The sequence below is a fragment of the Brevundimonas sp. AVps5 genome, assembly GCF_058681515.1.
This window is the reverse complement of the sequence record NZ_CM178740.1, coordinates 2083926-2098189: the sequence shown is the minus strand read 5'-3', so window position 1 is coordinate 2098189 and position 14264 is coordinate 2083926. Positions and strand designations below refer to the sequence as shown.

The window sequence follows — 14264 nt, the reverse complement described above, 5'->3', positions numbered from 1 at the left end:
CTGACTGCCCGACGGCCGCATGGTTAACCCTTTCTTTCGCCCCTGGCCGGCAACATCGTTCGCTGAACCGGAACTGGCCCCATGCGATCGCTCTCACGCCTTTCAATCGCAATGAAGCTGGCACTCGTGGCCGGACTGGCCATCGGCGGCCTCCTCGTTATCGCGTCTGTGAGCGTTACGGCCTATACCGGCTCCATCGTCCGGGGAATTGCCGAACGCTATGCCGAGAGCGCGGCCGGAGAAGCCGCCCAGGCGATCGTCAACGAGATCGGGGCGGCAGGCGTCGGGGCCCGGACCATGGCGGCGACACTGGGGGCCGCACGTGGAGCCGGCGTGTCGGATCGGGGTCAATACCTGGCACTGGTTCGCCCCAACGTCGAGGCGACCGACCAGGTGATGGGAGCCTGGTTCATGGCGGAACCGAACGTCATCGGTGCCGATGCGAGCCACGTCGGCGACGTCGCGACGGCGTCCAACAAGGATGGTCGGCTCTCGATCTACTGGGTCCGCCAGGATGGACGGACCACGATGGAGTCCGAAATCAGCGGGGCTGATTTCCTGGAGCCCTATTACACGGAGCCTGTGGCCAGAAACGCTCCGGTTCTGGTGACGCCTTATGCAGAGACCATCAGCGGAGCGGAGGTGTTGATGACGTCCTTTGCGTATCCCGTTGTCTCGAACGGACGCACGATTGGAGTCGCAGGACTGGATATCGCGCTGGATCAACTGTCGGACCGTCTGGGCGCGATGAAGCCTCTCGAGTCGGGCCGGGTCATGCTGGTGTCCAGCGATGGGGCATGGGTGGCCCATCCCGACGCCGAACAGCGCAGTCAACCTTACGCCGATGCAGGCGGAGATGTTCTTCGCGGCGTCCTGGGCGGCTCGGGTCGGGCCGTCGTTGGTGGTGTGAAGGTGGGGGACAAATCTGTCGAACGCATCATTCAGCCTGTCACCTTTCCAGGCCTCGACACAACCTGGGCCGTCGTGCTGGACATTCCCACCGAGGCTATAGAGGGGCCTGCCAGGAACCTGTCACTGATGCTGCTGATCGGTGGCGTCTTCATCATTTTCGCCAGCATTGCAGCCTTGGCCATCTCCAGTGACCGGTTGATCCGCAGACCGCTTTCGAAGATGACATCGAATGTGGCAGCGATGAGCGCGGGCGACTACGACACGCCGGTGGCCGCCACCGACAAGGCTGACGAGCTGGGCCAGATCGCTCGAGCTCTGGACGGGTTCCGACTTGATCTGGCCGAAGGTGTCGCCCGTGGTCAGGAGCAGCATCGGGAACGCGTTGCCGCCGAGGCCGACCGTCAAAGTCACGCCAAACAGTCCGAGGCGTTCACCCAGTCCCAGAACCACGCGGTTGAGACACTGGGTCAGGGACTGTCCCGTCTTGCAGCAGGCGAACTGGCCTGGAGGATGTCGGATCACAATTTTACCGCTGAGACGCGGCGCATTCCCGACGATTTCAACACCGCGCTCACTCGGCTGCACGAGACCATGACGGGCATCTGGTCCACCGCCCAGGCGATGCGCGGCGGTTGTCAGGATATCACCAGTGCTGCTGACAATCTGTCGCGCCGCACCGAACAGCAGGCCGCCAGTCTGGAGGAGACCGCCGCGGCTCTGGACGAACTGACTGCAGCCGTACAACACAGCGCCGAGGGTGCCGAGCGCGCCAGCGACGTCACGGAACTCGCCCATAAGGCGGCCAGAGAGGGCGACGGCATTGTGACGAGCGCAATCGAGGCCATGAGGGGAATCGAACAGTCTTCGGCCAAGATCAGTCAGATCGTCGGCGTCATCGATGAAATCGCCTTTCAAACCAATTTGCTGGCTCTCAATGCCGGCGTCGAGGCGGCCCGGGCGGGTGACTCCGGTCGCGGCTTTGCGGTCGTGGCCCAGGAGGTCCGGGCATTGGCCGAACGCTCGGCCGAAGCGGCGCGAGAAGTCAAGGCACTGGTCTCGGAGTCGAGCGCCGAGGTCACCCGGGGGGCCAAACAGATCGCCCGCACAGGGGAAAGTCTGGCAGCCATCTCGACACAGGTCGCAGAAGCCAATTCACTGGTCCGACAGATCGCTTCTTCCGCTCGCGAACAGGCCTCGGGCATCGCCGAGATCAATATCGCCATCAACCAGATGGATCAGTTCACACAGCAGAACGCAGCCATGGTCGAGCAGTCGACAGCCGCAAGTCACGCCTTGACCACCGATGCCGGCGAGCTCGAAGCGTTGATCAGCCGGTTCGATCTGGGCGCGGACGACGCCGAGGCCCTGGCCGCATAGCGTCCGTCTTCCGGCGTCAGAGTGGTTTCAAAGCCCGTCCGGCGATGATGGCCGAGGCCCCGAATTTCTCGCGCAGGGCGTCGATGGTGGTCTCGGTCTTCAGGGTGCGTTGCTCCGGCGAGGCGAACAGGCCCTCGGGCAGGTCCTCGGCGTCCTGGATGTCGGCCATGCCGATGCCGATCAGCCGGTAGGGCCGGCCCAGTTCGGGGGCCAGCAGTTCGCGGCCTGTCGCGAACAGGGCGCGGGCGGTCTGGACCGGGTCGGGCAGGGTCTTGCGCCGGGTGACGATCCTGAAGTCGGTGCGCCGCAGTTTCAGCACGACGACGCGGCTGGCGACCCCGTCGCGGCGGGCTTTGGATGCGACCTTTTCGCACAGGGGCCAGAGCTCGGCCTCGAGGTCTTCCAGGCTGGTCAGGTCGGTGTTGAAGGTGTTCTCCGCGCTCATGCCGCGCCGGTCATGCTCGGGGTTCACGGACCGGGCGTCGCGGGCGTGGGCGAGGTCGTGGAGGCGAAGGCCCGTTTCGCCGTAGCGTTTGACCAGATCGCGGACGTCGGCGGCGGCGAGGTCACCGACGGTGGCGAAGCCGTCGCTGACCAGGGTCTTGCCGAAGACCGGGCCGACGCCGGGCAGGATGCGGACGGATTTCGGGGCCAGCAGGGCCCGGGCATTGGCCGTGCCGATGACCGAGAAGCCGCGCGGCTTGTCCAGTTCGGAGGCGATCTTGGCGAGGAAGCGGTTGGGGGCCAGGCCGATGGACACGCCGAGGCCCGTCTCGTCCTCGATGCGTTTCTGCAGGCGGATCAGCTGGAGCGCCGGCGGGCCGCCATTGAGACGTTCGGTGCCGGAAAGGTCGATCCAGGCCTCGTCCAGCGACAGGGTCTGGACCAGGGGCGTCAGCTCTCCGACGAAGCGGAAGATGCGCTCCGATTCGGGGACGTATTTTGAGAAGTCCGGCTTGATCACCACCGCGTCGGGACAGGCCTTCAGCGCCTTGAACATCGGCATGGCCGAATGGACGCCGGACTGGCGGGCGATATAGCAGCAGGTGGAGACCACGCCTCGCACCCCGCCGCCGACGATGACGGGCCGGTCGCGCAGTTCGGGACGGTCGCGCTTCTCCACCGAGGCATAGAAGGCGTCGCAGTCCAGGTGGGCGATCGACAACCGGTCGAGCTCGGGATCGCAGACGACGCGCGGCGAGCCGCAGGCCGGGCACCGGGCGACGGCGTCCTCCCCGGTCCACAGGCATTCGCGACAGATCGCCGTCATGGCCACGCTTGGATTCCCGACTTCACCCCAACTTAAGACTGCGCAGGCACAATCCCAATCGAAGAAGGCCGCAAGTCTCAGCGCGCAGCGTGCGCGTCAGTCGAGGCGGCCAGACCGGGTGAAGATGTCCAAGAAAGTCCTCATCGTCGAGGATAACGAGCTGAACATGAAGCTGTTTCATGATCTGCTCGACTCGCAGGGCTATCAGATCCTGCAGACCCGCGAGGGGCTGCAGGCGATGGCCATGGCGCGTCAGCACATGCCCGACCTGATCCTGATGGACATCCAGCTGCCAGAGATTTCCGGGCTGGAAGTGACCAAATGGCTCAAGGACGACGAGGAACTGGCGCACATCCCGATTATCGCCGTGACGGCCTTCGCCATGAAGGGCGACGAGGAGCGGATCCGGCAGGGCGGCTGCGAGGCCTATATCTCCAAGCCGATCTCGGTGATGCATTTCCTGGAAACGGTGAAGAAACACCTGAACCAGCCCGTAACGGTCGGATAGGGTTCCGATGACCGCGCGTATTCTTGTTGTCGACGATGTCGAGGCCAACGTCCGCCTGCTCGAGGCCAAGCTGACGCTGGAGTATTATGACGTCCTGACGTGCCAGGACGGGGCGTCGGCGCTCAAGATGGCGGCGGCGGAACAGCCCGACATCATCCTGCTGGACGTCATGATGCCCGGGATGGACGGGTTCGAGACCTGCCGCCGGTTGAAGGCCGATCCGTCCACCAACCATATTCCCGTCGTGCTGGTGACGGCTCTGGACGGGCGCGAGGACCGGATCAAGGGGCTGGAGGCCGGGGCCGACGACTTCGTCACCAAGCCGCTGGACGACGTGGTGCTGTTCGCCCGGGTACGATCGCTGACCCGGCTGAAGCTGGTCATGGACGAGCTGCGCGAGCGCGAGGAGAGTGGACGTCGGCTGGGGGTCACGACCGACGGAGCCGGGCGGCTGCGTGGGTCCGGCGGCCGGGTCCTGATCGTCGACGACAATGCGCGCCAGGCCCAGCGGATCGCCGAGGAGCTGACGCGCGAGCATCGGCCGACGGTCGAAAGCGATGCGGCCGGAGGGCTGCTGGCGTCCAGGGGCGCGATCGACCTGATGATCATCAATGTGGCGGCAGCCGAGTTCGACGGCCTGCGCCTGATCGCCCAGGTGCGGTCGGCCGAGCAGACCCGGCATCTGCCGATCCTGGCCGTGGTCGATCCGTCCGACCGGCCCCGGCTGGTCAAGGCATTGGAGCTGGGCGTCAACGACATCCTGATGAAGCCGGTGGATCCGGAGGAGCTTGCGGCACGGGCGCGGACCCAGATCCGCAGGAAGCGCTATACCGACTTCCTCAAGGAGAAGCTGGATTACAGCCTGGAGATGGCCGTCACCGACGCCCTGACCGGGCTGCATAACCGCCGCTACATGGCCGGGCAGCTGCAGGCCTTCGTGACGCGGGCGGCCCAGGGCGGGGAGCCCGTCTCGGTACTGGTGCTGGACATCGACCACTTCAAGAAGGTCAACGACGGGTTCGGCCACGACGCGGGCGACGAGGTGCTGCGCGAGTTCGCCGTACGGCTGGCCACCAACGTCCGCGCCGTTGACCTGCCCTGCCGACAGGGTGGCGAAGAGTTCGTCGTCGTCATGCCGGGCACCAGGCTCGAGGACGCCCACCGCATCGCCGAACGCATCCGTCGCGACGTGGGCTCGACGCCTTTCCGGGTCATGGGCGGTCAGGAGCACCTGACGGTGACGATCTCGATCGGGGTGGCGACGTCGCTCGGGGCGGACGACACGCCCGACGCCCTGCTGAAGCGCGCCGACGAAGGCGTCTACGAGGCCAAGGCCACGGGACGCGACCGCGTCATTGCGCGAGCGGCCTAACCGTCCTCAGGGCTTGCGCACCGTCACCTTCAGAAACGTCGCGTCGAACACGGGCTGACCCGGCTCACCGCGATTCTGGGCCTCAAACAGCGCTAGCAACTCGGCATCCAAATCAGCGTCTCGGCCGTCCTTCGCTGCGGCCTCGTATGCGTTCATGGTAGGGCCGTAGTAATTCCGGAACGAATACAAGAACTCGGCCGCGGAGTCGTTGCGACGGAAGGTGAAGGTGGCCCTTTCGCATAGGATACGCTCCGGTGGAATGTCGGCGGCAGTGAACCGTTCCACTACGTTGGCCTCGACGCCCCATGTCATCGGGCTGATGAACCCTTCGGGAGGAGGGGCCGCGTAGCTGGCGCTGATCCTCAGGGCCTGAGCCACCAGCGTCGGATCTCCCGGGATCCAGTTACCCATCACGATGCGACCGCCCGGACGCGTGACACGCACCATTTCCCGGGCAACGTCCATTGGTCTGGGCGCGAACATGGCACCGAAGACACTGATCACCAGGTCGAAGGTGTTTTCGGCCAGATCGGCGAGGTCCGATGCATCGCCCTCCTGAAAACGAAGATTTGTAAGGCCGGCAGCCTGCGCGCGCGCTTGTCCCGCGGCGACGAGGTTGGACGCGATGTCGACACCAAGAACGTCTGCCCCCATTTGGGCGGCTGGCAGGGCCGTGGTGCCGTCTCCGCAACCCAGGTCAAGCACGGCCATCCCGGGCTCTATCCCTAGCTCTTTGACGAAGTCCCTACCGCTCTCCCGCATCGCCACGGCCACTTGGGTGAAATCGCCTTTTTCCCACAATGCCTTATTCGGATTCATGAGTTTCTCCGCCCCTGCTCCTGGTGAAGCTATCAGTCTGGCGCAAGACATCAATCCAGAACGAAAAACGCCCGGCCATTGCTGACCGGGCGTTCAGATCGTCAACGGTTTGAGCCGCTTACTTGATCTTGCCTTCCTTGAACTCGACGTGCTTGCGCACGACCGGGTCGTATTTCTTGACGACCATCTTCTCGGTCATCGTGCGGGCGTTCTTCTTGGTGACGTAGAAGAAGCCGGTGTCGGCCGTGGAGTTCAGCCGGATCTTGATTGAGGCGGGCTTTGCCATCGGAAATTACCTTTGCGACGGCGGTGAGAGCCGTGAAAATATGAGGCGCGGAACATACTCAGGGACGCCGCGAAGTCAACGGGCCTCTTGGCACCTTGAGTACGATGTCGAAGCGCGCGAGCGTGGCCGGATGAAAACCGCCCTGATCGCCGCCTTCGCCGCCCTGCTTTCCGCCTGCGCCAGCGCGCCCGCGCCGTCCGGGCCGCAGGACGACTTCATGGCCCGGCTCAACGCCCTGTGCGGCCAGCGGTACGAGGGTCGGTTGGTGACGACCGACGCCGCCGACGCCCGCTTCGCCGGCCAGCGCCTGTTGATGCATGTCCGCGACTGTTCACCGACCGAGGTCCGTATCCCGTTCAGCGTCGGCGAGGACCGGTCCCGGGTGTGGATCGTGACGCGGACGGCCGGGGGCCTGCGTCTGAAGCACGATCACCGCCACGAGGACGGCACGGTGGACGTGCTGCACATGTACGGCGGCGACACGGTGTCCGTCGGCACGGCGGAGCGGCAGGAGTTCCCGGTCGACGCCTTCTCCATCGCCCTGTTCAACGCCAATGCTGCCGCAGTCTCCACGACCAACGTCTGGGCGATGGAGGTCCACCCGGACCGGATGTTCGCCTATGAGCTGCGTCGTGCGAACCGGCACTTTCGGGTGGAGTTCGACCTGACCAGGCCAGTGGCGGAGTAGGGGCGGACCACCGGTCTTGACCTGAAGACCCCTCACGCGTAAACGCGCCGGACTTTCGAGGCGGGTCCTGTCCGGGGCCCATCCTGATCGTCACAATTGAACGGACGGGCTGTGCCCGCCGGAACGCCCAAAGCGCGCGTTCCGGTTTTTTCGTTTGGATTGTTCCGATCCGGTCTCGAACGATCCCGGGCGTCTCCGTCGGAGACGTTCAAAAGAAGGAAACCGAGGCGCCCCGGCCGACAGGCACACGCCTCCATCAGAAGTCGAGACTGTCCCTACGATGCCTACGATCAACCAGCTGATCCGCAAGCCCCGCAAGCCCAAGCCCGTGCGCAACAAGGTGCCGGCCCTGGAGGGTTCGCCCCAGCGCCGCGGCGTTTGCACCCGCGTCTATACGACGACCCCGAAGAAGCCGAACTCGGCTCTGCGTAAGGTCGCCAAGGTCCGTCTGGCCAAGTCCGGCTATGAAGCCGTGTGCTACATCCCCGGCGAGGGCCACAATCTTCAGGAGCACTCGGTGGTCCTGATCCGCGGCGGCCGCGTCAAGGATTTGCCCGGCGTTCGCTACCACATCCTGCGCGGCGTGCTCGACACGCAAGGCGTCAAGGACCGCAAGCAGCGCCGTTCGCACTACGGCACCAAGCGTCCGAAGTAAGCGACCCGCACTTTCCAGATTCAGCCGGTCTCATCCGGCTTGTTCCAGACACCGATTTAGAAGGCCCAGCCCATGTCACGTCGTCACCGCGCCCAGAAACGCGAAGTCCTGCCGGATCCCAAATACAAGGATCTGACCGTCACCAAGTTCATGAACTACGTCATGTACGAGGGCAAAAAGGCCGTCGCCGAAAACATCGTCTACGGTGCGTTCGAAATCCTGGCCGACAAGAAGAAGGACTTCGAGCCGGTCCAGACCTTCCACACCGCCCTGGAAAACGTGCAGCCTTCGGTCGAAGTCCGCTCGCGTCGCGTCGGCGGCGCCACCTATCAGGTGCCGGTCGAGGTTCGCCCCGACCGTCGCCGCGCCCTGGCCATCCGCTGGCTGGTGAACGCCGCGCGCAAGCGTGGTGAGAACACCATGACCGAAAAGCTGGCCGCCGAGCTGCTGGACGCCTCGAACAACCGCGGCACCGCGGTGAAGAAGCGTGAAGACACCCACAAGATGGCCGAGGCCAACCGCGCCTTCAGCCACTACCGCTGGTAGGCGCCTTCAAAGCGTCAAACAGCGACACTAACTAGGCCTATCCGGCGCGGGCGGTTTGAGCTAAATCGCCCGCGCTCGCTTATCCGCCACATCGACGATCTCCCGAGGACGCGGACCGCGTCCTGAACATACTTTCAAGGCACGCTTTCATGGCCCGCACACACGCGCTCGAGGACTACCGCAACTTCGGAATCATGGCCCACATTGATGCGGGCAAGACGACGACGACCGAGCGGATCCTGTATTACACCGGCAAGAACCATAAGATCGGCGAAGTCCACGACGGCGCCGCGACCATGGACTGGATGGACCAGGAGCAGGAACGCGGCATCACGATCACGTCCGCCGCGACGACCGCCTTCTGGCAGGGCAAGCGCCTGAACATCATCGACACCCCCGGACACGTGGACTTCACCATTGAAGTCGAGCGTTCGCTGCGCGTGCTGGATGGCGCCGTCGCGGTTCTGGACGGTAACGCGGGCGTCGAGCCGCAGACCGAAACCGTCTGGCGCCAGGCCGACAAATATTCGGTGCCACGCATCGTCTTCGTCAACAAGATGGACAAGATCGGTGCCGACTTCGACGCCTCGGTCCAGTCGATCCGCGACCGCCTGGGCGCCAAGGCGGTGCCGATCCAGTTCCCGATCGGTTCGGAAAACACCCTGTCCGGCCTGGTGGACATCGTCGCCATGAACGCCGTGGTCTGGGACAACGACGCCCTGGGCGCCAACTTCACCGTCGGCCCCATCCCGGCCGATCTGGTCGACAAGGCCAATGAAGCCCGCCAGTACCTGATCGACAACGCCGTCGAGCTCGACGACGACGCCATGACGGCCTACCTGGACGGCGTCGAGCCCTCGATCGAGGTGCTGAAGAAGTGCATCCGCAAGGCCGTGCTGACCGGTGCCTTCTATCCGATCCTGTGCGGCTCGGCGTTCAAGAACAAGGGCGTACAGACGCTGCTCGACGCCGTCGTCGACTACCTGCCGTCGCCGACGGACATCCCGCCGACCCCGGGCATCGACTTCAAGACCGAAGAGCCCGTCGTGCGCCGCGCCTCGGACGACGAGCCCCTGTCGATCCTGGCCTTCAAGATCATGGACGATCCGTTCGTCGGCTCGCTGACCTTCTGCCGCCTGTACTCGGGCAAGATGGAAACCGGGCAGAACCTGCTGAACTCCAGCCGCGACAAGAAAGAGCGCGTCGGCCGGATGCTGCAGATGCACTCGAACAACCGTGAGGACGTCAAGGAAGCCTACGCCGGCGACATCGTCGCCCTGGCCGGCCTCAAGGACACCCGCACCGGCGACACCCTGTGCGATCCGCTGAAGTCGCCCGTCATCCTCGAGAAGATGGAATTCCCGGCGCCGGTCATCGAGATTTCGGTGGAGCCCAAGACCAAGGCCGACCAGGAAAAGCTGGGCGTCGCCCTGGCCAAGCTGGCTTCGGAAGACCCGTCCTTCACCGTCTCGACCGACCACGAGTCGGGCCAGACCATCCTGAAGGGCATGGGCGAGCTTCACCTCGACATCAAGATCGACATCCTGAAGCGCACCTACAAGGTCGAGGCCACCATCGGCGCGCCGCAGGTCGCCTATCGTGAATCGCTCGGCCGCAAGGTCGACATCGACTACACCCACAAGAAGCAGACCGGTGGTACGGGCCAGTTCGCCCGCGTCATGATCACCTTCGAACCCGGCGAGCCCGGCTCGGGCTTCGTGTTCGAGAACACGATCGTCGGCGGCGCCATCCCCAAGGAATTCATCCCCGGCGTCGAAAAGGGTCTGAACTCCATCAAGGATTCGGGTCTGCTGGCCGGCTTCCCGCTGATCGACTTCAAGGCGAGCCTGACGGACGGCAAATACCACGACGTCGACTCCAGCGTGCTGGCGTTCGAAATCGCGGCCCGCGCCGCCTTCCGCGAACTGAAGGAAAAGGGCGCTCCGAAGCTGCTCGAGCCGATCATGGCTGTCGAGGTCGTGACCCCCGAAGACTACCTCGGTTCGGTCATCGGCGACCTCAACGCCCGTCGCGGCATGATCCAGGGTCAGGACATGCGCGGCAACGCCACCGTCGTGAACGCCTTCGTGCCGCTCGCCAACATGTTCGGCTATGTGAACACGCTGCGCGGCATGTCGCAGGGCCGTGCCCAGTTCACCATGCAGTACGACCACTACGAGCCGGTGCCGCAACACGTCGCCGACGAAGTGATCAAGAAGTATTCCGCCTGAACCCAACCATCCCGACGGGCTCCGGCCCGTCGGACACCCCCTGAACAATTAGGATATGCCCCCTCACTTCAGGGGACGGAGAGAAGAGAATGGCCAAGGAAAAGTTCGAACGTAACAAGCCGCATTGCAACATCGGCACGATCGGTCACGTGGACCACGGCAAGACGACGCTGACGGCGGCGATCACGATGGCCCTGGCCAAGGCCAGCGGCGGCAAGGCGATGAACTACGCCGACATCGACGCGGCTCCTGAAGAAAAGGCCCGCGGCATCACGATCAACACGGCTCACGTCGAGTATGAGACGGCCAACCGTCACTATGCCCACGTCGACTGCCCCGGCCACGCCGACTATGTGAAGAACATGATCACCGGTGCCGCCCAGATGGACGGCGCGATCCTGGTCGTGTCGGCCGCCGACGGCCCGATGCCCCAGACCCGCGAGCACATCCTGCTGGCCCGTCAGGTCGGCGTGCCGGCCCTGGTCGTGTTCATGAACAAGGTCGACCTGGTCGACGACGCCGAGCTGCTCGAGCTGGTCGAGATGGAGGTGCGCGAGCTGCTTTCGTCCTACCAGTTCCCGGGCGACGATATTCCGATCACCATGGGTTCGGCCAAGGCCGCGACCGACGGCGTGAACCCGGAGATCGGCGAGAACCAGGTTCTGGCCCTGATGCAGACCGTCGACGACTACATCCCGCAGCCGGCCCGTCCCCTGGACCTGCCGTTCCTGATGCCGGTGGAAGACGTCTTCTCGATCTCGGGCCGCGGCACCGTGGTGACCGGCCGGATCGAAAAGGGCATCGTCAAGGTCGGTGAGGAAGTCGAGATCGTCGGCATCCGTCCGGTCCAGAAGACGACCTGCACGGGCGTGGAAATGTTCCGCAAGCTTCTGGACCAGGGTCAGGCGGGCGACAATGTCGGCGTGCTGTTGCGCGGCACCAAGCGTGAAGACGTCGAGCGCGGCCAGGTCCTGTGCAAGCCGGGCTCCATTACGCCCCACACCAGGTTCGTCGCCGAAGCCTACATCCTGAACAAGGAAGAGGGCGGCCGTCACACGCCGTTCTTCACCAACTACCGCCCGCAGTTCTACTTCCGCACCACGGACGTGACCGGCATCGTTCAGCTGAAGGAAGGCGTCGAGATGATCATGCCCGGCGACAACGCCGAGCTGAACGTCGAACTGATCACCCCGATCGCCATGGACCAGGGCCTGCGCTTCGCCATCCGTGAAGGCGGCCGCACCGTCGGCGCCGGCGTCGTCGCCAAAATCCTCGAGTAGGAAGCCTCAAGTCGCGAGCCTCCGCTGAGGCGAGCATAGGCTGACAATGATGAAGGCCCTCCGGTGCGAACCGGGGGGCCTTTTCGTTTCCGGGCACCTGTACCGGGCAGTCCTGCAGACACCGGCACCAGCCCCCGGTGTGACAGCGGCACCCGGAAAGCGGCAGCGTCCGGACTCAGTTGGGGTCCATTCCAGACCCGGTCGAGAAGCGGCACTGATCCAGAAGACTTTGTCGTCTCATGATGTGCCCAACCCTAAGTAATACTACGTAGTGGGTCTGTAAGCCCGTTGTTCAGAAATTCCGCCGCACACTAGCCTGAGTACAGATCGCGTGAGCGACCCCGGAGGGCGGCAATGAATTCAACTCGAGGCAGGCCGATACTCCAGATCGTCGCCTGTGCGGCCGTGATCGCTCTCACGGCGGCGCCCGCCATCGCCATCGCGGCGCGCCCGGCCACCCCCTTCGCTGTGGCGGCTGTCTTTCCGCCCTGGTGGAGCGCCGCGCGCGTCCGGGCAGCGGTGGAACCGATCGGCGAGATTTCATCCACGGGCCGCACGGCCACGGTCGTCTCCGTCATCGGAGGCCCGGATCTGTCGCAGAGTCTTCGGTCGGCCGGAGCCTGGCTGATCCTCGATCCTGAACTGGCCGGCTGCACGCCGCGCCCCGGAGCAGCAGCATGATCTTCCAGCCGCGCGACCTCGAGCACCAACGCGCCATCGGCGGCATCGTCATCCTCTGTCTCGGATGGGTGCTCGCCTGCGCCGCCCTGATCCAGGCCCTGACCCTGAAGACCGACCTGCTGGCCGGAATCGGGCCAGCCCTTGGACTGGCAGTTGTACAGACCGGGGTGTGGTTCCTGTTCCGGCAAGAGGCCATGGCGCGGATGCTTTCGTCGATCCTGCTGATGGCACAGGTGTCCGCCCTCGTCGCCAGTCTCGCCGGCAACGAGCTGCAGACCGACATGCATATGGCCTATTTCGCCGCCCTTGCCATCGTCGCAATCTACTGTGACTGGCGCGCGATTGTCGTCGGTGCCGCCACCGTGGCCCTGCATCACCTCATCCTGAGCTTCCTGCTGCCCGACCTTGTTTTCCCGGGGTCGGCGGACCTGGGGCGGGTCGTCTTTCACGCCGTCATCCTGATCGTTGAAGCGGTCGTCCTGACCTGGAGCGCAGCCAGCGTGACCGCCATGTTCGCCTCGAATGCCGCAAGCCAGACCGCGGCCGAACAGGCGACCGAGCAGGCCCTGGACGCCGCGACGGCGCTGGGTGTTTCACGCGAGACCGCGGATCGGCAGGCCGCAGAGGCCGCGGAACGCGATCTGGCGGTGGCCCGCGAACAAGCCGCCGTCGTCGAACACACGGCAGCGGGGCTCAGCGCCCTGGCCCGAGGCGACTTGAGCTACCGTCTCACGGGCGAGTTCCCGGGCAGCTACGCCAGGCTGCAGTCGGACTTCAACACGGCGATCGATGCCCTTCACGCAGATATCACCACCATCGACGCGAACGCGAACGCGATCCGATCGGAGACGGCCCAGATCAGCCAGGCCGCGCACGAGCTGTCGCGGCGCACCGAGCATCAGGCGGCCACGCTTGAGGAGACGGCCGCGGCGCTGGAGGAGATCACGACGACGGTCAAGCTCACGGCCAAGGGCGCGGACGAGGCGACCATGGTCATGGAGAACACGCAGGCCGAGGCCGATCGCAGCCGTCCGATCATCGCGGACGCGGTCGACGCGATGGGCGAGATCGAGGCGTCGTCGGAGCAGATCAGCCAGATCATCGGCGTCATCGACGAGATTGCCTTCCAGACCAATCTGCTGGCCCTGAATGCCGGCGTCGAGGCGGCTCGCGCCGGGGAAGCCGGTCGGGGCTTCGCCGTCGTGGCGACCGAAGTGCGCGCGTTGGCCCACCGGTCCGCCCAGGCCGCCAAGGAAATCAATGCGCTGATTAGCAAGAGTCGGAGCCAGGTTCAGAACGGCGTCACCCTCGTTGGACGCACGGGCGTGGCGCTGGAGGCGATTGCGGGACGCATCGGCGACATCTCGGGCATCATGTCGCAGCTGTCCGCCTCGACCCGCGAGCAGGCGACGGCCCTGACTGAGATCAACCTCGCGGTGAACCAGATGGATCAGGCGACCCAGCAAAACGCCGCCATGGTCGAAGAGTCGACCGCCGCCTGTCAGAATCTCACCAACGACGCGGCCCAGCTGGCCACTCTCGTGTCCCGTTTCCAGCTGGGAGGCGGGGACTCCGCCAACCGCTCTCCGGCGGGCCGCCACAAACCGGTGAGGATGGCCGCCTAGAGCATGATCGCTTG

13 protein-coding genes are annotated in these 14264 nt (G+C 64.9%); 10 read left to right on the top strand and 3 right to left on the bottom strand.

Translation table 11 applies throughout. The features are described from left to right. The first annotated feature begins 111 nt into the window (after positions 1 to 111). On the top strand, positions 112 to 2289 hold the full coding sequence (locus ACW18A_RS10620; RefSeq protein ID WP_492021687.1) for a methyl-accepting chemotaxis protein: 2178 nt from the start codon (positions 112 to 114) through the stop codon (positions 2287 to 2289). A gap of 16 nt (positions 2290 to 2305) precedes the next feature. Here the strand turns inward: ACW18A_RS10620 and ACW18A_RS10615 are convergent, their stop codons facing one another. Then, positions 2306 to 3559, bottom strand: coding sequence for a DNA polymerase IV (locus tag ACW18A_RS10615; RefSeq protein WP_492021686.1), 1254 nt, complete (start codon positions 3557 to 3559; stop codon positions 2306 to 2308). Between the two features lie 124 nt (positions 3560 to 3683). Between ACW18A_RS10615 and ACW18A_RS10610 the strand changes: the two genes are divergently transcribed. Together ACW18A_RS10610 and ACW18A_RS10605 are read left to right on the top strand one after the other, a co-directional pair. Further along, a complete protein-coding gene (locus ACW18A_RS10610) occupies positions 3684 to 4067 on the top strand; it encodes a response regulator (RefSeq protein ID WP_492021685.1) in 384 nt (127 codons plus the stop codon). A gap of 7 nt (positions 4068 to 4074) precedes the next feature. Then, a complete protein-coding gene (locus tag ACW18A_RS10605; protein ID WP_492021684.1) occupies positions 4075 to 5439 on the top strand; it encodes a PleD family two-component system response regulator in 1365 nt (454 codons plus the stop codon). Between the two features lie 6 nt (positions 5440 to 5445). On the opposite strand, the gene ACW18A_RS10600 is transcribed toward ACW18A_RS10605, so the two are convergent. Together ACW18A_RS10600 and rpmG are read right to left on the bottom strand one after the other, a co-directional pair. Next, positions 5446 to 6258 carry a class I SAM-dependent methyltransferase gene (locus ACW18A_RS10600; RefSeq protein WP_492021683.1) on the bottom strand — a complete coding sequence of 271 codons (813 nt, stop codon included), beginning with the start codon at positions 6256 to 6258 and terminating at the stop codon, positions 5446 to 5448. A 118-nt stretch (positions 6259 to 6376) separates the two neighbouring features. Then, positions 6377 to 6544, bottom strand: coding sequence for a 50S ribosomal protein L33 (rpmG, locus tag ACW18A_RS10595; protein ID WP_003164451.1), 168 nt, complete (start codon positions 6542 to 6544; stop codon positions 6377 to 6379). Positions 6545 to 6674: 130 nt separating this feature from the next. Here rpmG and ACW18A_RS10590 point away from each other — a divergent pair, with 130 nt between their 5' ends. The 7 genes from ACW18A_RS10590 to ACW18A_RS10560 all read left to right on the top strand — a co-directional run bounded on the left by ACW18A_RS10590 (position 6675) and on the right by ACW18A_RS10560 (position 14250). Then, positions 6675 to 7232 (top strand): hypothetical protein, encoded by a 558-nt coding sequence (locus tag ACW18A_RS10590; RefSeq protein ID WP_492021682.1) that lies wholly within the window; start codon positions 6675 to 6677, stop codon positions 7230 to 7232. A 280-nt stretch (positions 7233 to 7512) separates the two neighbouring features. Next, entirely contained in the window at positions 7513 to 7887 is a 375-nt protein-coding gene (rpsL, locus tag ACW18A_RS10585) for a 30S ribosomal protein S12 (RefSeq protein ID WP_013269204.1), read from the top strand. A gap of 72 nt (positions 7888 to 7959) precedes the next feature. Then, positions 7960 to 8433, top strand: coding sequence for a 30S ribosomal protein S7 (gene rpsG / locus ACW18A_RS10580; protein WP_056615544.1), 474 nt, complete (start codon positions 7960 to 7962; stop codon positions 8431 to 8433). A gap of 149 nt (positions 8434 to 8582) precedes the next feature. Continuing rightward, positions 8583 to 10664, top strand: coding sequence for an elongation factor G (fusA, locus tag ACW18A_RS10575; RefSeq protein ID WP_492021681.1), 2082 nt, complete (start codon positions 8583 to 8585; stop codon positions 10662 to 10664). Positions 10665 to 10753: 89 nt separating this feature from the next. Beyond that, a complete protein-coding gene (gene tuf, locus ACW18A_RS10570) occupies positions 10754 to 11944 on the top strand; it encodes an elongation factor Tu (RefSeq protein ID WP_492021680.1) in 1191 nt (396 codons plus the stop codon). Positions 11945 to 12298: 354 nt separating this feature from the next. Beyond that, positions 12299 to 12625: a hypothetical protein gene (locus ACW18A_RS10565; protein WP_492021679.1), complete on the top strand. Its 327-nt coding sequence runs from the start codon at positions 12299 to 12301 to the stop codon at positions 12623 to 12625. Beyond that, entirely contained in the window at positions 12622 to 14250 is a 1629-nt protein-coding gene (locus tag ACW18A_RS10560; RefSeq protein ID WP_492021678.1) for a methyl-accepting chemotaxis protein, read from the top strand. Before ACW18A_RS10565 ends, ACW18A_RS10560 begins: the two co-directional genes overlap by 4 nt. Positions 14251 to 14264: the final 14 nt, after the last annotated feature.